Here is a 21372-nt window from a genome sequence, read left to right on the forward strand (position 1 = left end):
TTTTATATTTTTCTTCTGCGACGCCACCAAATGGCGAATCCACTGACCAAAAAGAATGCCGGCAACATAACAAGAAAACCAACGACAATCAAAGTAAGCCCAGATTCGCTAAATATCAGGCTATTATCAAGTGTTGCGCGCGGTTGAATCAGAATCAGCTCTTCGTCACCCGTCAACCAATTGATCAAATTAATACCAAAATCCAGATTACTACCATTCCCTAGATAAGCATTCGCAAGAAAATGCCCGCTGCCAACAACGACTATTCGCTGCTCACGATCTTGAATATTGCGGGTCAACGCTGCGGCAATGCTAATCGGGCCAGCCACATCCACAGCCTGATCATAAGTAATTTCTCCATCCAGATTCCCAGTTTCCACCCAGCCTTGGTGTGCCGCTTCAACCAGCGCGACACTGCTCCACTCCGCATTTTCATCAATCAATATCTGCCGCGCAAACGGAAACACCGTGATATAGTCGAAATCATCGGTTATCACATGTTGTCCGTAACTGGCGCCCAAAGCAAAAGTATGCGGTGCTTTCAGTTGCTTTGCTTGAGGATCGATCACAACGCCCGGCGTCAATATCAAACGCAATTTCTCTGTCAAAGGCAATAAGCCGCGCAATGACTCCTGATCAACCAGCCATAACAAATTACCGCCACGATCAATATAATTCAATAACTTATCAACTTCTCCAGGCAACAAGTCCGCCTGTGGAGAAGCAATGATGAGCACACTCGCATTTGCAGGCACTTCCCGTTCAATAGCAAGATTCAGCGATTGACTGACAAAACCATTCTTGCGCAGTTGCTTGCCAAACTCCCCTAAATCATAATTCGCATTGCCATCCAGCTTGCGTTCTCCATGCCCACTCAATACAACTATCCTTTTATCTTCAGCACGTATAAGCCGCATCAAGATATTGGAAAACGCCTGTTCATTAATTACCGTGAGATGTTCCCGTCTATCATTAAATGACACCACCATTTCACCATTCATATGCACACCGGCCTCCTGCGTCAGCTTAGGCTGCTCGGTCGGGTCAATGAACGTCAACGACAGATCGTGCTTAGTATGTTGATACAACGCAACAAAATCAGCGATAATCTTGCGTATATCGCCAAATTCTGCATGTTGCTCAGTAGCATACGCGGTTACTTGCACGGGTCCTTGCAGCTTCTGCAATATCTCTATGCTGGCTTCGCTCAAACTGTTACGTGCATTCTGACTGACGTCCCACTGCCATCGGCTTTGTGTTGTCAGATAACCAAGCAAAGTAACTAATAACAATAACAAAATGACGAACGCAGCATGCTGCATTCGATAATACCATCGTAATTTTTTATTGAGCGCGGTCATTGATGTAATTTTTCACTTACCCATGTAGGCGCTCGCCATCCAGGCGGTGAATCGTCAGTATCAGGAATGTCGTCATAAACAAAATAAAATAGGCGATACTGGATGTATCAATCAATCCTTGATTAAAATTCTCAAAATGCTTCAGCAACGAAATAAAGTGCAACCAGTGATTTGTTTCACCAGCCGCCAAATCAATTATCCACAATCCCAATAGCACGCCTAACGCGCCAATCGCAGCAATTACCGGTTGTGCCGTCAAGCTGGAGATATACAGACCTAATGCAGAAAAACATGCAGCAACCAATAATAAACCCATGGTATTGCTCAGTAACAAACCAAAGTCGATGGCACCGCCCAGCAACAATGACATACATAATGCAACAATCAAGGCAATGACCATCGCAAAGAAAATCATTAGTCCGAGAAATTTTCCAACGATAATATCCGTCATGGAAATAGGCGCTGACATCAATAGCGTTAGCGTATGATTTCGACGTTCTTCAGCCAGCAAGCGCATGGATAATAATGGCGTGATCATTAGAAACACAATGGCCGCCATTGCAAACACAGGTGAAATAATGGTCTCCGTTACTCCTGGCGGATTTTCGATCTGTAACAATTGCGCTTGTATCTCTAGAAATGCATCCAATCGCCCCAGAAAAGCCCAAGTTAGTATTAATTGTATCAAAGCCAATAATATCCAGGCTAAAGGAGAAGTAAACAGCATATTTAATTCTTTACGGACAATTGTAACAATCATCTCAAGGATTCCGGTTCATTGATCACTGTGTCAGTTGTGTAAATACCATCTCCAGACTGGTACCCTGCTGTTGCAATTCCGCCATCGTTTGATCAAACACCACGCTGCCTTTATGCATAATTTGCACTCTGTCACAAATGTTCTCAACTTCGGATAGTATGTGTGTTGATAAAATTACGCTACTGGAAACGCCCAGCTCCCGCACCAGTTTACGAATTTCGCGCATCTGATTTGGATCGAGTCCCACTGTCGGTTCATCCAAAATAATAACATCCGGATTATGAATAATGGCCTGTGCAATACCGACACGCTGTTGGAAGCCTTTTGATAAGGTACTAATCAAGTGCCTGCCGCGATCCTCCAAACCGCAACGCTGTTTCGCATCGCCTAATGCTGTGTGAATTTTCGGTTTGCTTAGGCGGTGCAATCGTGCAGCAAACAGTAAAAATTCATCGACAGTCATGTCTTGATACAGCGGCGGAATCTCCGGCAAAAAACCGAGATGGGCTTTGGCTTCTTGGGGCTTATTCAATAAATCGATACCACAAATCTCAATACTGCCAGCACTCGGCGCAAGATTACCCGTAAGCATCCGCATGGTTGTTGTTTTACCCGCTCCATTCGGCCCCAATAATCCCAATACCTCGCCTCGCTGCAATTGAAGATTAATGTCACGTACTGCGATATGGGAACCATAATTACGACACAGGTTTTGTGTTGATAGAGTTGTCGCTGTCATGTTATTCGAGATATAAGGTTGCTTAAATTCATTGACTTACAGAAAATCTATCGAGAGAGATCTTAACCATGATCTCAAAATAACTCATAGACATGAAAATATGCTTAAAAGACTAGTCTTCATTAATTTCTGTTTGATTTCAACCACAACAATCTGTTGTCATTTGTTTATCGCCACATTCCTGCTCAAATACCCTACAGCTCAATCGTGTTAAATCGTTAATTTTAATCGATTCGGATTTATGATTTATACCACAAATCTGTTGCAATTAAGCAACACACTGATTTATTAAACTAAGCAAACAAACTGATAATCGAACACTAACAGTCTTGAAGTAGTAGAATATACCAAGAAGAGTATTTAAAACATAAATGGCAGTGTGACTTTTTACACATGTGACCTGTAACAGAAATTTTAGAACCGCAGTTTTCGTTTTCATTAAAAGGACAACAGCATGAAGAAACTATCAACCAAAAATACCCTGATTGGAATGATCCTTATACCAGCAATGTTTTCTGGTGCTGTCTTAGCACAAGTAGGCGGTATTGATCAGGATCGTACTGTAAAAAAACCTGAAGCTTATGGTGTTGATGATCGTGGTGTGGTCGTAAGGAATACTACCGGATTATGTTGGCATACTGGCTACTGGACTCCAGCAATGGCGATTCCGGAATGTGAACCCGATCTGGCCAAGAAGGTAGTAGCTGAAGCGCCACCAGCGCCAGCGCCCGTACCGGTCGCACCTAAAAAGGTGACATTCTCAGCTGATGCATTGTTTGATTTTGATAGTGCAAAATTAAAACCAAGTGGTGGACACGGCATCCTGGCATTGAACGACTTTGCGGCGAGCCTGAAAGATGTTAAATATGATCGCATAGAGGTTGTAGGCCATGCAGACCGAATTGGCTCCGATAGCTATAATCACAAACTCTCTCATAGACGTGCGGAAGCAGTTAAAGCACATTTGGTTTCAAGAGGCATTGATCCCAATCTTATCCACGCTATTGGCAAAGGTGAAGCCCATCCGGTAACAGGCAATTCTTGCCACGGACATGGTAAGGAATTGAAAGCATGCCTCGCACCTGATCGCCGCGTTGACATTGAAGTGACTGGCATAAAATAAACAATTCGTTGATATTTTCCAGAAAAGCCCTGCTAAAATGCAGGGCTTTTTTATTTTTGCATATAGATACATGAATGATTGGATAAAAATAGACACCTTGATAGAAGCAAGATGGATCATTCCTGTTGATCCAGGTGAGATCGTATTGAATCAACATGCCGTCGCAATCGATAAAGGCATTATCAAAGACATTCTACCGATATCCAAAGCCAATCTTCGCTACAACCCGCAACAAACAATTACAATCAACGATCATGCACTAATTCCAGGACTGATAAACCTGCATACTCACGCCGCCATGACGCTCATGCGCGGATTTGCTGATGACGTGCCTTTGATGGAATGGCTTAATAATCACATTTGGCCGATTGAGCATCAATACGTTGATGCTCAATTTGTATTGGATGGCACCCAGCTTGCCTGTGCCGAGATGATTAGAGGCGGCATAACTTGTTTTAATGATATGTATTTCTTTCCGGAATCTTGCATTGAAGCTGCAATCAGTTCAGGAATGCGCGCTGCCATTGGGATGATCGTCATTGATTTTCCGACCGCCTATGCCAGTGACGCTGATGATTACCTGGCCAAGGGATTGGATTTACGCGATCGATACCACCAGCATCCGCTATTATCCTTCTGTTTTGCACCGCACGCACCTTATACCGTCAGCGATAAAGCGTTTAACCGTATTCTGACCTATGCAGAACAACTGGGCACACCTATTCATACCCATCTACACGAAACCCAAGATGAAATCCGCATCAGTTTGGAATCCACTGGCATGCGACCGATTGAACGCTTGCATCAACTCGGACTGCTCGGTCCAAATCTAATCGCCGTACACATGGTACACCTGACAGACTATGAAATTAAACTCATGCATCAATATGGTTGTAGCATTGCACACTGCCCTTCATCCAACATGAAACTTGCCAGCGGCTTCGCACCGATTCCGTCATTATTGAATCAAGGCGTTAATGTTGGCCTCGGCACAGATGGCGCAGCCAGTAACAATCGCCTGGATATGTTTGAAGAAATGCGCCAAGCGGCGCTGCTGGCAAAAGCAATCAGTGGCAGGGCCGATTCCCTGCCCGCCCACCAAGCGCTGCGGATGGCTACCCTGAATAGCGCCAATGCGTTGGGATTGGGAGAAAGGATTGGTTCATTAACCATCGGAAAAGCAGCTGACATCACAGCAGTAAATTTCTCTGATCTTAATCTCACACCTTGCTATGACCCAGTCTCACATTTGGTTTACACGGCAAGCCGAGAACACGTGAGCCATGTATGGGTAAATGGTAGAATGCTGCTACAGGATAAAGAATTAACTACGCTAAGCCAACTTGAACTACAGCATCGTTCAGCATTCTGGCACGAGCGTATCGCGACAACATCGAAACAATAAGCACAAAGGAACGCATATGGAAAATGACGGCATTAACGCTGATCCGTTGGAACTTGAAAAATTCAGCCAACTCGCGCACCGCTGGTGGGATCCAAACAGCGAATTCAAGCCATTGCATGAGATTAACCCATTGCGCCTTAACTACATTAATGAGCTGGCAAACGGATTGGCAGGAAAAACAATCCTGGATGTCGGCTGTGGCGGCGGCATTTTATCCGAAGGCATGGCATCCATGGGCGCCTATGTCACCGGCATTGACCTCAGCGATAGAGCATTAAAAGTTGCCAAACTGCATTTACTGGAAAGTGGCCAACAAGTGGATTATCGAAAAATCACCATAGAATCTTTGGCTAAAGAACAGCCACATCACTATGATGTAGTCACTTGTATGGAAATGCTGGAACATGTACCCGATCCGATGAGCGTTATCCGCTCATGCGCTCAATTAGCAAAACCCAATGGATGGGTTTTCTTTTCGACCATCAACCGCAATCCGAAAGCCTATCTGTTCGCCATTATTGGCGCGGAATACATATTAAATCTATTACCGCGCGGCACGCACGAATACGCTAAATTCATCAAACCATCCGAACTTGCGCGCATGGCACGCAACGCAGGCCTTACCGATGAAAAACTGATCGGCATGACGTACAATCCGCTCACCAAAATCTATGCACTGGAAAATGATACTGATGTTAACTACATCATGGCGTATCGCAGCTAAATCCAAATTAACCACCGTGAAAATTTGATCAATGATCAAAGCAGTACTTTTCGACTTTGATGGAACACTGGCCGATACCGCACCCGATCTCGGCCACGCTCTGAATCGGCAACGTATCGCGCGCGGTCTGCCTGAACTGCCCATTGCGCAGATTCGTCCACAGGCATCGGCCGGTTCACGCGGATTGCTTGGCCTAGGCTTCAACATCAAGCCGGGAGATGATGACTACGAATCCATGCGCAATGAATTTCTTGATTTCTACACCCAGCGTCTATGCCATGATACCTGTTTATTTCCAGGCGTTGACGAACTGCTGGATCAACTGGAACTAATGGATCTACCCTGGGGCATCGTAACCAACAAACCCTCACGCTTCGCACACCCATTGATTGAAATGCTCGGCTTGGCGCAACGAGTCGCCTGTGTCATTTGCGGCGACGAAACCACCAACACCAAGCCACACCCGGAACCTCTTTTAACCGCCAGTAACAAAATCGCCATCGCTCCTGCCAACTGTATTTATCTGGGAGACGACATACGCGATGTTCAGGCCAGTCTGGCTGCCAGTATGCAACCCATCGTCGCCCGCTATGGCTATCTGGGTGATGGCCAACCGCCTGAAACCTGGGGAGCCAAATATTTGATTGACCATCCCGAAGAATTACTGGCTTATCTATAAAGAAATACCGGTTAATTCTGTTAAAATACACAGCGCATAGGACTTGAACTTTTAGACGCTAACACTATCCTATGCACAACCATTACGAATACCGGGGACGATCTGGTTTCGACGTGGGTTGCAAAGCAGCGCAGGGCATACCGAGGATCAGATTACCTCGTAAATCCATCTGAAAACAATAGTCGCAAACGACGAAAACTACGCTTTAGCCGCTTAATACGGCTAGCCTCTGCACCGGTGGGCCTCAACGCCGGGTCTGGCAACAGACAGCAGAGTCACTAACGAGGATCGCGTTCTGCAGGGTCGCTTTGCAGAACGTTAAACGCAAGGTGACTCGCCTGTCATCAGCCCGCCAGTTGGCGGTTGCCAGGTCAAATTAAATAGCATGGCTAAGTATGTAGAACTGTCTGTAGAGGGCTTGCGGACGCGGGTTCGATTCCCGCCGTCTCCACCAATAAACGGTCTCACCCAGACCACTCAAGACCAACTAAGACCCATATAAAACAGGGTCTTAGTTCCAGTCTCACAAATCCCCAATTAGTCTCGGTAGGTCTCCAAAAGCCTCGGTTGTGGCACAAAAATGACACAAATTTGCCACAAGTCGTTTTTGCGGACGAGCGCACGAAGCCATACGGCACAGAAAAATGCCGCCGCATGCGGCAGCATATTTTCACCGAACTTCTCCCCCTAGCCGGAGACCTGGCCGCCCGCTACGTCAAAACCGCCGAACGCTCCAACTTCGAGCAAGCAAACCTAGAACTGCAGGACATCTACAATCAGCTACGCATTGAAGATTTGAATCTATGCGCTGATAAAGAAGAGTTGCTCAGTGCTGCCAAGCGTTTCGCTGAAAAATGCTATTGGGCACGACATCGCGCAGAAACTCCATCCGATGGCTATCAAGCCTGTCTGCGTATCGTCGATCACTACCAAGTCAAACGGCCATCCATCAAAGGCGACAACCTGGAACCGGCATTAAACCGGATGTGCTGTCATCGCTGGTGGTATCGCCGCATCCAGATATTAAGACTGCGAAAGATTGAAACCATCTCCAGAAATATCGAGTTGGTCAGCCGCCTGCGTGGCACCTATGCGAGCGATTACACCATTCATGTTAAGCGCAAGCAAAAGGAGCGAAATCGGCTGTATCTAGCCTCGAACTTCGTAAGCAACCAGAACGGCGAGATTTTTTCCCTGCAGAACCTAGCTGATCGTTCGGTATCCAATCCAGTCGTTCGCCGTGCCGAATTGATGGTGCGTGCCCGAGGGTTTGAAATGGTGGCCGATCATCTGGGGCACGTCGGCGAGTTCTACACACTCACCACGCCTTCCCGCATGCATGCCTGTCTGCACACGGGAGCAAACAACCCGCGCCATGACGGCACTACAACCCTGGAAGCGCACCAGTATCTTACCCACCTTTGGGGATTGATTCGCGCAGAACTAGACCGGAAGGACATCCGTCACTATGGCTTCCGCGTGGTCGAACCGCACCACGATGGCACCCCGCATTGGCATTTTCTGCTGTTCATGCCCGAGAAAAACCGCGAAACCGTGCGAAGAATCATGCGCCATTACGCGTTGATGGATAGCGGTAATGAACCGGGTGCGCAAGAGCGCCGCTTTAAAGCGGTATCCATTGATCCAACCAAAGGCACCGCTGCCGGTTACATTGCCAAATACATCGCCAAGAATATCGACGGCTACGCGCTTGATTGCGATTCCTACGGTAACGATGCAATCCAGGCAGCGGAGCGCATTACCGCTTGGGCGAATACCTGGGGTATCCGGCAATTCCAGCAAATCGGCGGCCCTAGTGTGACCGTTTGGCGTCAACTGAGAAAACTCGACAAAACCGATGACCTTGAACTGGAGGCTATCCGCCAATCGGCAACCGCCAGTGATTGGGCAGTCTTCATGCTGGCGATGGGCGATCCGGAAGCCCCTCATCGCTCGCACGCAATCAAACCGTTTTACGATCAAAGCAAGCAACTTAACCCTTTGACTGGAGAAGCTTACTCACCGGCTCTCGGCCGTTATGGTGACACTGCTCCTTTGCGGGTTTCCGGTATCGTCTGGAAAGGATTAAGTTATAGCACCAAAAAACATATATGGATGCTGTTAAAAGTCGACAGCGAGGACGTGACATTAAGGAGCGAGGCGCAAGCCGAGCGCACGCAATGTCACGACGCAGCTGTTTCCCTTGGACTTGTATCAATAACTGTACCAACCCCTTTTTATCATCCGGAGGTTATCCATGAGAACCCAACTCAACACTAAAAATGATCCATTAAAAGACATTATGAATCCATTTACTTTAGATGAAGCCGTGTCCTTGATCTACCGCTTGGCTGTTCTCAAAAAGGACGCGCTGCAACCAGGAAAGAAATACAGCATCACGCAAATCGGCCATATCTGCGGCGTGTTGACGCTAAACGACCAGATCGAGATTGTTATCAAGTTTCACGACGAAATGCGGCAATTCACTAAAGAGGAGTTCTATGCGCAAGTGAAGCTTCTCGACGAATAGGACAAGCATCTTATTGACTGCCATGACCAGTAGTGTACTATCAAGACATATATTAACTAACAGGAACACTACTGATTATGGAAACTAATCAAAGAAAACTGTTCGATCTAAACTTAAGTGAAGAACAAGAGCAAATTCTTTTACAGAATATCAAAGAATTCAGGGGTGTTGGCACTACGCTCGAAAGCGCATTAGGTGCTTTGATCATGGGTCAATACTTTGGCTGGCGCGTTCTTAAAATACTCCACAATCCGCTGACCTATCGCCGCTATGAAAAAATCCTAGGCATTAAGTTCCAGGATGTTTGCCCGGAATCAACCCACTATAGCGAAACAAAGAGTGTGGGTTATGCCATCACCCAAAAGCTTGGCAGTTTCTGGGCGGTGGTAATGGGTAAGCGCAAAGTGGCGGATAAGGGTTTGATCGAGGATCAAGCGGAAGTTGAAAAGCATGTAGCCAAGCATATTGCCGGTAATGACGGGGAGGAAAAGAAATGAACCACTCCGATCGACAACTGGTAACTGTCAAGAAATGTGCGGAATTAACCGGATTATCTGAAAACGCCATCCGGCAGTATTTGAAAAAAGGACAATGGAGATTCGGAATTCATTGGTTCAAGTCCGAGAATAAAAAAGTATTTATAAGCATGACTGCAGCTAATCTATGGATGCAAGGCAAAGAGGCATAACGATTCGTGGCGATAGCGTCCAGCTATCGTTCACTTTTCAAGGCGTACGCTGCCGGGAAACTATCCCCATGCCGCCGACCAAAACCGCACTGAAAGAACTAGCCCTTAAGCTGCAAGCCATCAAGCACGAAATCAGAATCGGCACCTTCGATTATTTCCGGCATTTTCCGTACAGCAAGAAAGCCAAGGAATTCAGGAAAACCCGCCCCGATCTCTACACGATCAAGGAAGCGCTTATTAACTGGCTGCGGCGCAACCAAGCCAAACTGCAAAAAAGCACGCTGCAAGACTATAACAGCGCCATCTATTATCATCTGATTCCAATCTTTGGTGATCTAACCATTGCCGAACTGACCGCCGGCAAAGTCAAGGAATGGCTGTCGGAGCTTCCCTGCTCCAACAAGCGCAAAGGTAATATCCTGATCCCGCTACGCCAAGCGTTCGAGGAACTGTTTCACGATGAAGTCATCGACAAAAACCCATTAACAAGGGTTAAGAACCTTCCCAACAAAACCCGCGAACCCGAACCGTTCACACAAGATGAAATCGCCAGAATTATGAACGAACTGACTGGCCAAGCTAAAAACCTGATTCAGTTTGCGTTTTATTCAGGGCTTAGAACTTCCGAATTGATCGCGTTGCGTTGGCATGATGTCGACTTTGAAAATAACCGGGTATTTGTAAGAAGCGCTTATGTCAGAGGACAATTGAAAGACACCAAAACCAAATCTGGAAAACGGGAAGTCACGTTACAACCACAAGCTAAAGAAGCCTTGCTCAATCAACATGCCTTCACCGGAAAACAGAACGAAGTCGTTTTCCACGATCCAGACACCAATCAACCGTGGAGAAACGATCAACCGATTCGCAAGAAAATATGGATTCCAGCGCTGAAAAAAACCAACATAAAATATCGTAATCCCTATCAAACCCGCCACACCTTCGCATCGATGATGCTATCCAGAGGTGAGCACTATATGTGGGTTGCAAGCCAAATGGGACATAAAGACTGGGGAATGATCATCAAGGTTTATGGGCGGTGGATTCCGCAATTGAAATAGTTGCCAAAGTCCCATTATGGGACTATTATTCTGTTCCATGAGAATAATTGCTCTGTCGACCTTGAAAGCATTTTGGGAACATGATCCGTCTTACAATGATGCAATTCAACCAACGCTTGCATGGTACAGACACGCACTAAGAACGAACTGGACAACGCCAGCGGAAGTAAAAGCGGATTTTAAAAATGCCAGTATCCTGAAAGACGGCAGGGTAGTATTCAATATTGCCGGTAATAAATATCGATTAGTGGTATGGATCAACTACGCTTACAGCATCGTTTATATTCGTTTCATCGGCACACATGCCCAATATGACCAGATCGATGCACAAACGATTTAGCACCAGGAACACCAAAAATGGACATCAAACCAATCAAAACCGATGCTGATTACCGCACAGCGCTGAAAGAAGTGGAATCACTCATGATGGCAGAGCCAAACACGCCAGAAGGTGAAAAACTGGATATTTTGGTAACGCTGATCGAAGCCTATGAGCGCAAAAACTTCCCGCTCGATCTGCCTGACCCTGTCGAAGCCATTAAATTTGAAATGGAACAAAAAGGCCTAACCGTAAAAGACCTAGAGCCGATGATTGGAAAGAGCAATCGCGTATACGAGGTTTTAAACCGGAAGCGCTCTCTGACACTCAAAATGATCTGGAAACTACATCAAGAGCTTGGTATTCCTGCGGAATCTCTAATAAAACAACCTGCCCAAACGCATATCGCTTAAGTTACCGCACACTAATTCCAAATAAGAGCTAAATAAGCATCTCTCCTTGAGATAAAATTTGTAAAACTTTACCCCATTAGAATAATGAATTAAATATTATGTGAATACAATAAGTAGTTGATTAATTAATCAAATGAATTAAGCTATGGAGCTTAGATGGAATCAATAAATGAGCAGTATATTCGAGCCTTATGTACCTTGCACGAAGATATATTTACTAGGGATATATTAAAACCATTATTCGAATCCATGGGCTATGAAAGAGTTGACTTCAATGGCGGCCCATATGAAAGAGGTAGAGACTTAATCGCTCAAAGGAGAATTCCACCAAATAAAGAGATGTATGTCGTATATGTACAATCCAAAAAATTGGGAATGAACCAAAATACTAAAAATTCGGCAAAATTATCACAGTTACTACATCAATTAAGGCAGTGTTGTACAGGAGAACTAACTAACGCAGAAGGCCACAAAGTAACTCCAAGTCAAGTTTATCTGGCTTGTCCAGAACAAATATCCAATAGATTATTAGAAGAGATAGGCACACAACTTCATAACATACCTCTTAAAGTCCATATATATGATGGCCCACATATTATTTCGGACATAAAAGAATATAAACCAGAACTTCTCAGCCTATTAGCAAATTTTGAAGATAAACTTACTTCAAATTGTGATTTGCATCCAATCAATAAAGAATTGCTATCCGCATTAAAAAGCAGGAGTGTTCCCCATCCTGATGACTTTTATAGTGACTTAAGTTTTTTTGTTGGCTCATTTGACAGCAACTTACTGTTACATATAGATATTACTATAAAAGATGAGAATCTAGATATAAACGAAGAAAACTGGATTTCTTCAAAGAGAGAGTTGGAAGAAATATCAGATAAACACGATATTTTTTTGATTAATGGATCCATCAGCGAGATAGAAAAAACATTCCAAGACAATAAGAAGAGTTATGAATCAATACATAACCAAGATAATAAGAAAGAATGTCGTCAATTGGAAGAAAAAAACATTGAGTTGACAGAACATATAAATTCCTATTTGAAAGTACTAACTGCAAGTTTAGATGCTAGCAATAATCCTTTGGGAAAGAAATTAACAGAAGACGAGCTATCCAACAGAGAAGATGCTGTTGCCTATATAAGAAAAATGGAATCAAATCAAACAAAGGAAGCATTAAAGAAATTCAATATAGAAGGGAGCTCTTTTTATGCAGAAGCCAATAGAATACTAACATTAATAAATGAAAGAAATAAATTACAGTCCAAGTTATTAAAAAAGAATTCAAGAATAATAGAGAAACCATACTACAAGATTAAGATTAATTCTCAAGAGCTAATTAAAAAACTTGAGCACTTGAAAAAACAATACATTGAAGGCATTGATCTAATAAATAGAAGGGGACTTAAGTTTGCTGCACTAAAGAATTTTTTATATGAAACACAAAAAAATTTAGCGCTTGTATCAAGATTGAGAAATGATAATTGCTTCCTATCAAAAAATTTCTTATTCAATGTAGACGAAAATTATCAAGATAGAGTTTCAATATCACCTCACGATATCTTCTCGACTGGTCATGATATAGCTGTATATGGTGGTGCAGGTGTAGGTAAAACTACAACGCTAAAAGCATATGCAGACCTAATGTCAGTGAATGGAAAAAGTAACCTAATTTATATAGCTCTTAATCGATTAGTAGATGAGTTTAAAGAAATAACCAGTCAAATCAGGGAACAAGAATTGTTAAGAAAAGATCTTTTGATTAGGATAATACTTCTAAGCAAAGGGATAAGTTCTACAAATGAAAATATTGAAAATGCACGAACAGTTATTTCTAATAATTTAACACTAATTCTTGATGGCCTTGACGAAGTATACAATACGATCCCAAATATTATTACAGCTATCTCTCAGTTCAAAATTAATTATCCAAGCGCACAACTTATTGTATCTAGTAGAGACTGTGTTAGTTTCTTAGATGATATAGATTTCTTAGGGATAACACTTCTTCCTTTTACTGAAGAACAACTTAATAGATTTATTCGAGGTTGGCTTAAAGACAGTGAAAAAGCAGAATCTTTGATTGAATCAATTAAAAACCGTGAGTTATTTGAACATGTCAAAACTCCATTGCTTGCGACAATAACTTGCTCACTTGTGGAAAAAGGTATTAATGCTCCATCCACAGAAAGGGAAATATATTCTGAACGACTTCATTTATTAACAGGCGAGTATGATTTGTATAAGAATATTGAGCGACAAAAACACAAAGGCGAATTGCTTAGGAAATGCGCCATGAAGATTGCATTCCATATGCATACTAGAGGACTCAGATCCTTGCCAAATTATAAAATGTTAGAGGCACTTCATTTAAGCCTTTCTGGAAACTATACCAAAGAGTTGTTAGCTGAGTGTTTGGAGGAATTAATAAATCCATGTAATGTTATTATTCTTGATCCAGTAACGTCTAATTACTCCTTTGGACATTTTCGATTTCAGGAACATTTGGTTTCGGAAGAACTTAATTCAAATAGAAATATTGATCTATCCGAGCTAGTAAGTAATGATTGGTGGAACGGTGCTCTAGGGTTATATTCACAGGAAAATGATATTTCCTATCTTCTTGAGGATATTTACCTAAAATATGGTAGTGTAGAAAAAGCAATAATCACCTTGGAAGTCATGATTGCTAATAGCCCTCAACAAAAAAGAAATGGGTTAAAAAGTCTTTTAAGCAAATATATAAAATGTGATCAAATGGATCATGCATACATGAATGAGGGCGATGATTATCATTATGATAATAACGGACACTATAGATCCTAAGGTGAGTCTTATGTGGATGATGGGAAAGTGAATATATTTAGCAATACTTATTTTTGTAAGACTCCAGATAATTAATTAAAATGACACGAAAATAGCAGAGGTGAACAATAAATGATTGATATATCAAATATAGACCAAGGTTCGATTCCCGCCGCCCCAATAAGCAGTCTGAGAAGATCCGAGAAAGGCTATAAAAACTAATGAACGACCCTGCTGCCCCAAGGGGTGAGGTATCAGGGCTGTGAAATGTGGGAAGTTAGAAAAGTGCAAGCTGCCTATCCTCGTGTAGTTTTTGATACTCTTTCCTTGTTCCTTCAATAGTTCCTTATCGTGTGTTCATCGCCATGACGACCAACAGTATTTGCAAAATAGCCATCACTCCAAAACTCACCACCCCAGAGTTGTTTTTTGACATGAGGACACAAGCGAAATATCTCACTTGCTGTGATACTCTTAATCAGTGTTACCAGTTTTGTTACACTATATGAAGGAACACTTTGCACTAAAAAATGAACATGATCTTCATCTGTTCCAAGCTCCAGAAATTTCAACTGGTAACGCTTCTCCAGCTCAAGACACACATCTCGCAGTGTCTATCTACAGCCTCATCGAACACAGCACGACGATATCTCGCTGGAAGTACCAGGTGATAAAGTAATGTCGTTACGTTATGTCGCTTATGTATATATTCGCTCACGCGAATATTTTACGCCCCAAGGGGCGAGGAGTTTAACCCGGTAGAGATTAAATTTCACTATCAGTGAGGTATCAAAATGAAATTTCATTACCCCGTGTTGTCTTTATTGTTGCTAACTATTGCTACCAATGGCACGGAAATTAATGCCGATTCAACACTCTCAGGAAATTTAGCGGCTTCCACCATAGGTCAACAGCTGGATGATCCGATTCCAGCGCCGATTCAAAAAGGCCCAGTACGATTGCGCTTGAAACAGATAGCCAGCGGCCTGACTGCACCCAATTGGGCGATTTCTGCTCCTGGTGATTCTGAGCACTTATACACTGTTGATCAGAGCGGAAAATTGTGGCGTATCGACTTGGCTAGTGGTGATAAACTTTTCATGAATTTCTCCAACCTGCTCGTACCATTGGGAATTTCCGGGAGTGATTCTTATGACGAACGCGGCTTTCTCGGCTTTGCTTTCCACCCGCAGTATGCCGTGAATGATCTATGGTATACCTATACTTCAGAACCAGCCGGAGATAGCAGTGATTTTTCCACCATACCTGCTGGTACCAGCCCCAACCACCGCTCAGTCATTCGAGAATGGAAATTAAACTTTTCCAGTATCACGCCGGAACCGGCTCCGCAAGAAACACGCGTGTTACTGACCGTGGATCAACCCCAATTCAATCACAATGGCGGAGCGCTTAATTTTGGTCCGGATAATCTGTTGTATATTGCATTCGGAGATGGCGGTGGTTCAGATGATGAAGGTACTGGTCATGGCATCGAAGGCAATGGCCAGAATCCCGGCAATCCTCTTGGTAGCTTACTAAGGATTGATCCAACTGGAAACAATTCCAGCAACGGGAAATATGGTATTCCGAGCGACAATCCTTTTGTCAGTTCAAGTACAGCACTTCCTGAGACGTATGCTTACGGTTTCCGCAACCCATTTCGTTTCTCCTTCGATTCCAAGACGGGCGCACTCGTGCTTGCTGATGTCGGGCAAAACAATATCGAGGAAGTGAATCTGGTGCAGTCTGGCGGTAATTATGGTTGGAGATTGAAAGAAGGCAGTTTTCGCTTTGAGCCCAATGGCAACGATCCGGGATTTGTCACCGATGGCGCGGTTGCAGGAAATTTCATTGATCCGGTCGTGCAATATGATCACGATGAAGGCACCGCGATCATCGGTGGCTTCGTTTATCGCGGCAATGCCATCCCTGCCCTGCAGGAAAAATATCTATTTGGAGATGTCGCCAAGACTGGTAATGGTGACGGACGGTTATTTTATTCCGATGGCAGCAGCATTCTGGAATTGGATCTGACCAATGAGGATCAGCCTGGCTTCTGGGTATTAGGTTTCGGACAGGATGGCGATGGCGAGCTTTATATACTCGGCAACACAACAGGCACTCCTTTCGGCACAACCGGTGCGGTGTACAAACTGGTTCCCAATGCCAGTTTTGATTCTACTATTCTCGAAATACCCGCAGTCAATGTTGTATTCGATAACGGCGATAGCAGTATTTATCGCGCCCGTCTGCAGGTCGTTCCAGATAGTGAACCACTACGGCTTGAAGTAATCCAGGCAGAAGCGCTGGCTGATCGTTTCCGGGATGACAATGCCACCTTCGATCAAATAAGTGGCAAACTCAACCTCCAGTTTACCAATATTGTGGATACCAATGGCCAAGTATCCACCTATGCCGCTGAACTTCAGCAGGTACCCGATTTGCCAACGCTAACCTTCGAATTAAAACAAACAGCGCTGGTGAAATAAAATTACCTATCAAAATCTCAATGCAACTGCACTGATGTAACAGTTATTAATCTGCTCGCTTCTGGTGTTTTCTTGCCAGAAGCGGCGAATAGTATACTGCTTCCCTAAAATCTGAAGATCTCAGCAAGCGATCAATTTCTTGACACAATCGCTCAATGTCATGTAAGTTTCGTCCTCACTTTTCAGGTGCTTTCAAGTTTCTTCTTGAAAGTTAAACGGGAAGCTGGTGCGTTCTGATTGGATTCAGACAATGCCAGCACTGCCCCCGCAACGGTAAATGAGTAAACAATCTGCATCATGCCACTGTGTAACAACACGGGAAGGCGCAGATTTGGAATTTATTCCCCTCATGAGTCCGGAGACCGGCCTGAAGTGAATACTACTACGGTATTGCGGAGGGCAATCGGTGGCATTTTGATCGACTTTATTTTCCAGGCCGATCCGTTTGTCCATTCCTGAATCCCCTTTCATATTCCGTAACTTCCAAAATTAAAAACGCGCGGGTGTGCGCGAAGGAATCAGATCATGCAAAAATGCCGTTCATCGGCACTGGCTGTGCTATGGCTTGGCGCCATTACAACCGTCTCCGCAGCCAATGCGGAGCAACTAGAAAAACCCGTTATTATTACAGCAACGCGCACGCCACAAACTGTCGATGCAACGCTTGCTTCAGTAACGGTGATTACACGCGAGGATATCGAGCGCCAGCAAGCTCGCTCCGTTCAAGATCTGCTGCGCGGCGTATCGGGAGTGAGCATCGCCAACAGTGGCGGAGCAGGCAAAAATACCGCGGTTTTCATGCGCGGTACCGAATCTTCCCATGTTCTGGTAATGATCGACAACATCAAGGTCGGTTCAGCCACGTCGGGTACGACGGCGTTTGAAAACATCCCGGTTGATCAGATCGACCGTATCGAAATCGTACGCGGCCCCCGCTCCAGTTTGTATGGATCCGAAGCAATTGGCGGTGTCATTCATATTTTTACGCGCAAAGGCAACACCAGCGGAGGATTCAAGCCCAGTTTCAATTTTGGCGGTGGCAGCTTCGGCACGCTGGAAGGTTCCGTGGGTCTGTCACGTGGATGGAAGCAAGGCTGGCTTAATATGACGGCCAGCGGTATTGGTACGAGAGGATTCAATGCCTGCACCGGTTCCAGCAATGCCGGCTGCTTTGTAGATGCATCCGACCCCACGCTGTACGATCGAGATGGTTACCGAAACGTAGCGGGGAGCATGCGTGCGGGCTACCGGTTTCAGAATGGATTGGAAGTCGATGGCAGTTTTATGCAATCCTCTGGAAAAACCGAGTTTGATGGCAGCTTTGTCAACAAAGGCACCTTGATGCAACAGGTTTTTGGCGGCACAGCACGATACTCTCCCACGGATTTTTGGCGCATCAATCTGATCGGCGGCCGCAGCCAGGAAGACACGGACAATTTTCTCGGTAAGGTTTTCTTCAGCCGGTTCAATACCACCCGCGACACCATTTCCCTATTGAATGACTTCACTATAAAACCCAATCATTTATTGACCATTGGTACGGATTTTCAGAAAGATCACGTCAAAACGACCGAAGCTTTTGAAGTAACTTCGCGCCACAACTGGGGTGTTTTTGCCCAGCATCAGGCAACGCTCGCTAAACATGATATCCAATTATCCGTACGGCATGATGACAATCAGCAATTTGGCAGCCGGGTAACAGGCGGTACTGGCTGGGGTTATCCGATTACTGAGAATATCCGCTTGCTGGCCAATTTCGGCACTGCCTTTAAAGCCCCGACATTTAATGATCTTTATTTTCCCTTATTTGGCAACCCCAATCTACGCCCGGAAGACTCACTCAGTTATGAGTTCGGTACACGTGGCAAGGCCGGTTGGGGAAGCTGGTCGTTGAATGTTTATGAAACCTACATTGATAACCTGATTGCCTTTGATGCATCGACCTTCGCACCTGGCAATATCGATAAGGCGCGCATCCGCGGATTTGAAGGTATTCTCAGTACAGAGATCAAAGGTTGGCAACTCAACGGCAATTTGACACTTCTTGACCCTGAAAATCGTTCATCTGGACCAAATCGAGGTAATATACTGGCACGGCGCGCTGAACAATCGTTTCGGCTGGATGCCAATCGTCAATTCGGTCAGCATTATATGCTCGGCGCCATGCTGCTAGTTGAAGGAGAGCGCTATGACGATCTAGCCAATACGCGCAAGCTGAACAGTTACGTCAAATTCGATCTGCGTGCTGAGTATATTTTTAACAAGCATTGGCGCCTGCAGGGACGCATTGAAAATTTATTTAATGAACGCTATGAAACAGCTGCATTCTTCAATCAACCAGGGCGGAATTTCATTGCCATGGTACGTTATCAACCCTAACAAGGAGTTCAATATGTTGACTTTATCCACTCGCAATCAGATGGCGATTGCGTTGCTGCTGGTATTACTGATGGTTCTTACCCGCAGTCATCACTTTGCATCCGTGCATAATCTGGCGGATGCTTCCTGGGCAATTTTCTTTCTGGCTGGTATCTATTTGCGTTCCGCATGGCCATTGTTAGGTTTCTTTGCATTGAGCTGGTGGCTGGATTTTGCCGCCTACACTTGGGGTGGCGTCAGTGATTTTTGTATCACACCGGCTTATGTGTTCTTGTTACCGGCTTATGCTTCCTTATGGCTGGCCGGCCGCTGGTATGCCAAGCAATACCAATTCACCTGGCGCACTGCAGTCCCGCTTTCTCTCAGCATCATGGCAGGCTTAACACTGTGCGAATTATTCTCCGGTGGCGGATTCTACTTCTTCTCCGGTCGTATTGCAGAAACAACCTTGAGCGAATTCGGAGAACAACTGATCAAATACTTCCCGATGTATATCGAGACATTCGTATTCTATATCGGTATTGCCATCGTGATCCATGCGCTACTTGCATTGATTGTTCAGCAGGTCAATCCACGCAATACCACAACGGGATAACAGCATGGTTGATTCCGAGCGCGCACAGCGCCACCGCACTCGCATGCAGCGCAAAAAAGAGGTGGTAGATGCTGCTATTGCGCGAGCTGATCGTGAACAGGGCTTATTATTGGTTCACACTGGTAATGGCAAAGGCAAATCCAGCTCGGCATTCGGCATGATTGCACGAGCACTGGGTCACGGCATGCACGTAGGCGTCGCACAATTTATCAAAGGCCGTTCGGATACCGGCGAAGAAGCTTTTTTCCGTAAGCAGGAGAATGTAATCTGGCACGTCCTCGGTGAAGGCTTCACCTGGGACACCCAGAATCTGGAACGCGACACGGAAACAGCCCAACGCGGCTGGGCGATTGTGCAGGAAATGTTGCGCGACCCGTCACTCAATCTGATTGTACTCGATGAACTGACTTATCCGCTCAAGTTCGGCTGGCTAGATTTAACCACAGTATTGAGTGATCTCAAAAACCGCCCGCCCATGCAGCATGTCGTCATTACCGGGCGCGGCGCACCCGATGCGCTGTGCGAGGCCGCAGATACCTTCACTGAAATGGTCGACATCAAGCATGCCTTCCGCGCCGGTATCCAGGCACAGAAAGGCATTGACCTGTAACACCATGAGCAATCACCATCGTTTCAGTGATACAGAACGCGCTGCCGTCTACCGTGTCATCGCCGAGCGCCGTGACATGCGCCACTTTCTTCCTGATCCGATTGATCCCATTGTGCTAAAGCGCTTGCTTGCCGCCGCACACCAGGCTCCCAGCGTCGGTTTGATGCAACCGTGGCGATTCATCCGCATCACCGATACCCAGTTGCGTAACGCCATCGCATCCTTGGTGGAAGCAGAACGGCACCGCACTGCCGCTGCACTGGCAGAGCGAGCGGATGAATTCCTGCGCCTGAAAGTCGATGGCATCCTGGAATGCGGAGAACTGTTGGTGGCCGCATTAACCGATCAGCGCGAACAACACATCTTTGGCCGGCGCACGCTGCCGGAAATGGATCTGGCCTCGGTCGCTTGTTCCATTCAGAACCTCTGGCTGGCTGCGCGTGCTGAAGGACTGGGCATGGGCTGGGTGTCATTGTTTGATCCTGCGCAACTGGCGCAATTGCTCAATATGCCCATCGGCAGCAAACCCGTTGCTATTTTGTGTTTGGGCCATGTCGAAGCCTTTTATCCTGTGCCGTTGCTAAAACTACAAGGCTGGACGGAAGAACACCCCCTACAGGAATTAATATTTCACAATCACTGGAACAACACAATTTCTCCGGAATGAGCATTACCCTGACTCG

The 21372-nt window shown here is 45.2% G+C and carries 20 protein-coding genes, 1 other RNA gene, 1 pseudogene and 1 riboswitch; of the genes and pseudogenes, 18 read left to right on the forward strand and 4 right to left on the reverse strand.

All coding sequences use genetic code 11. From position 1 onward, the window contains the following. Window positions 1-2 precede the first annotated feature (2 nt). Genes C8R34_RS12725 through C8R34_RS12735 form a run of 3 tightly spaced genes read right to left on the reverse strand, consistent with a single transcriptional unit; the run spans window position 3 to window position 2860 of the window. The gene (locus tag C8R34_RS12725; RefSeq protein ID WP_258364496.1) at window positions 3-1322 is read right to left on the reverse strand and encodes a GldG family protein; all 1320 of its coding nucleotides are present in this window, start codon (window positions 1320-1322) and stop codon (window positions 3-5) included. A gap of 55 nt (window positions 1323-1377) precedes the next feature. After that, the gene (locus C8R34_RS12730; protein ID WP_110341199.1) at window positions 1378-2121 is read right to left on the reverse strand and encodes an ABC transporter permease subunit; all 744 of its coding nucleotides are present in this window, start codon (window positions 2119-2121) and stop codon (window positions 1378-1380) included. A 22-nt stretch (window positions 2122-2143) separates the two neighbouring features. Then, the gene (locus C8R34_RS12735) at window positions 2144-2860 is read right to left on the reverse strand and encodes an ABC transporter ATP-binding protein (RefSeq protein ID WP_110341201.1); all 717 of its coding nucleotides are present in this window, start codon (window positions 2858-2860) and stop codon (window positions 2144-2146) included. A gap of 454 nt (window positions 2861-3314) precedes the next feature. Between C8R34_RS12735 and C8R34_RS12740 the strand changes: the two genes are divergently transcribed. The 13 genes from C8R34_RS12740 to C8R34_RS12800 all read left to right on the forward strand — a co-directional run bounded on the left by C8R34_RS12740 (window position 3315) and on the right by C8R34_RS12800 (window position 14637). Next, complete coding sequence (locus C8R34_RS12740; protein ID WP_110341203.1) at window positions 3315-3983, forward strand: OmpA family protein; 669 nt, start codon at window positions 3315-3317, stop codon at window positions 3981-3983. 70 nt (window positions 3984-4053) lie between these two features. Further along, entirely contained in the window at window positions 4054-5388 is a 1335-nt protein-coding gene (locus C8R34_RS12745; protein WP_110341205.1) for a TRZ/ATZ family hydrolase, read from the forward strand. Between the two features lie 16 nt (window positions 5389-5404). After that, window positions 5405-6112, forward strand: coding sequence for a bifunctional 2-polyprenyl-6-hydroxyphenol methylase/3-demethylubiquinol 3-O-methyltransferase UbiG (gene ubiG / locus C8R34_RS12750; RefSeq protein ID WP_110341207.1), 708 nt, complete (start codon window positions 5405-5407; stop codon window positions 6110-6112). A gap of 31 nt (window positions 6113-6143) precedes the next feature. Then, on the forward strand, window positions 6144-6791 hold the full coding sequence (locus C8R34_RS12755; RefSeq protein ID WP_110341209.1) for an HAD family hydrolase: 648 nt from the start codon (window positions 6144-6146) through the stop codon (window positions 6789-6791). Between the two features lie 93 nt (window positions 6792-6884). Next, window positions 6885-7245: a transfer-messenger RNA gene (ssrA, locus tag C8R34_RS12760) on the forward strand. A gap of 341 nt (window positions 7246-7586) precedes the next feature. Beyond that, entirely contained in the window at window positions 7587-9071 is a 1485-nt protein-coding gene (locus C8R34_RS12765) for a replication endonuclease (protein ID WP_258364497.1), read from the forward strand. Next, on the forward strand, window positions 9049-9321 hold the full coding sequence (locus C8R34_RS12770) for a hypothetical protein (RefSeq protein WP_110341213.1): 273 nt from the start codon (window positions 9049-9051) through the stop codon (window positions 9319-9321). The genes C8R34_RS12765 and C8R34_RS12770 overlap by 23 nt, the downstream gene beginning before the upstream one ends. A 77-nt stretch (window positions 9322-9398) precedes the next feature. Then, window positions 9399-9818: a hypothetical protein gene (locus C8R34_RS12775; protein WP_110341215.1), complete on the forward strand. Its 420-nt coding sequence runs from the start codon at window positions 9399-9401 to the stop codon at window positions 9816-9818. Next, complete coding sequence (locus C8R34_RS12780; RefSeq protein WP_110341217.1) at window positions 9815-10009, forward strand: MerR family transcriptional regulator; 195 nt, start codon at window positions 9815-9817, stop codon at window positions 10007-10009. Before C8R34_RS12775 ends, C8R34_RS12780 begins: the two co-directional genes overlap by 4 nt. After that, the gene (locus C8R34_RS12785; protein ID WP_110341219.1) at window positions 9985-11070 is read left to right on the forward strand and encodes a tyrosine-type recombinase/integrase; all 1086 of its coding nucleotides are present in this window, start codon (window positions 9985-9987) and stop codon (window positions 11068-11070) included. The genes C8R34_RS12780 and C8R34_RS12785 overlap by 25 nt, the downstream gene beginning before the upstream one ends. A gap of 37 nt (window positions 11071-11107) precedes the next feature. Continuing rightward, entirely contained in the window at window positions 11108-11410 is a 303-nt protein-coding gene (locus C8R34_RS12790) for a type II toxin-antitoxin system HigB family toxin (RefSeq protein ID WP_110341247.1), read from the forward strand. 17 nt (window positions 11411-11427) lie between these two features. Beyond that, entirely contained in the window at window positions 11428-11802 is a 375-nt protein-coding gene (locus tag C8R34_RS12795; RefSeq protein WP_110341221.1) for a type II toxin-antitoxin system HigA family antitoxin, read from the forward strand. A 156-nt stretch (window positions 11803-11958) separates the two neighbouring features. After that, entirely contained in the window at window positions 11959-14637 is a 2679-nt protein-coding gene (locus tag C8R34_RS12800) for an NACHT domain-containing NTPase (protein ID WP_110341223.1), read from the forward strand. Between the two features lie 256 nt (window positions 14638-14893). On the opposite strand, the pseudogene tnpA reads toward C8R34_RS12800, so the two are convergent. After that, a pseudogene (gene tnpA, locus C8R34_RS12805) lies at window positions 14894-15334 on the reverse strand (IS200/IS605 family transposase). Between the two features lie 76 nt (window positions 15335-15410). Between tnpA and C8R34_RS12810 the strand changes: the two are divergent. The 5 genes from C8R34_RS12810 (at window position 15411) to bluB (ending at window position 21356) form a co-directional block, all read left to right on the forward strand. Continuing rightward, the gene (locus C8R34_RS12810; RefSeq protein WP_110341225.1) at window positions 15411-17105 is read left to right on the forward strand and encodes a sorbosone dehydrogenase family protein; all 1695 of its coding nucleotides are present in this window, start codon (window positions 15411-15413) and stop codon (window positions 17103-17105) included. Between the two features lie 167 nt (window positions 17106-17272). Further along, a riboswitch (cobalamin riboswitch) is annotated at window positions 17273-17491 on the forward strand. Window positions 17492-17630: 139 nt separating this feature from the next. After that, window positions 17631-19484, forward strand: coding sequence for a TonB-dependent vitamin B12 receptor (gene btuB / locus C8R34_RS12815; protein ID WP_110341227.1), 1854 nt, complete (start codon window positions 17631-17633; stop codon window positions 19482-19484). A gap of 13 nt (window positions 19485-19497) precedes the next feature. Further along, window positions 19498-20079 (forward strand): hypothetical protein, encoded by a 582-nt coding sequence (locus tag C8R34_RS12820; RefSeq protein WP_110341229.1) that lies wholly within the window; start codon window positions 19498-19500, stop codon window positions 20077-20079. A gap of 4 nt (window positions 20080-20083) precedes the next feature. Beyond that, on the forward strand, window positions 20084-20689 hold the full coding sequence (cobO, locus tag C8R34_RS12825) for a cob(I)yrinic acid a,c-diamide adenosyltransferase (protein ID WP_110341231.1): 606 nt from the start codon (window positions 20084-20086) through the stop codon (window positions 20687-20689). 4 nt (window positions 20690-20693) lie between these two features. Further along, window positions 20694-21356 carry a 5,6-dimethylbenzimidazole synthase gene (gene bluB / locus C8R34_RS12830; RefSeq protein ID WP_110341233.1) on the forward strand — a complete coding sequence of 221 codons (663 nt, stop codon included), beginning with the start codon at window positions 20694-20696 and terminating at the stop codon, window positions 21354-21356. Window positions 21357-21372 lie beyond the last annotated feature (16 nt).

The organism is Nitrosomonas sp. Nm84 (assembly GCF_003201565.1).
In the GTDB taxonomy this organism is placed as follows: Bacteria; Pseudomonadota; Gammaproteobacteria; order Burkholderiales; family Nitrosomonadaceae; genus Nitrosomonas.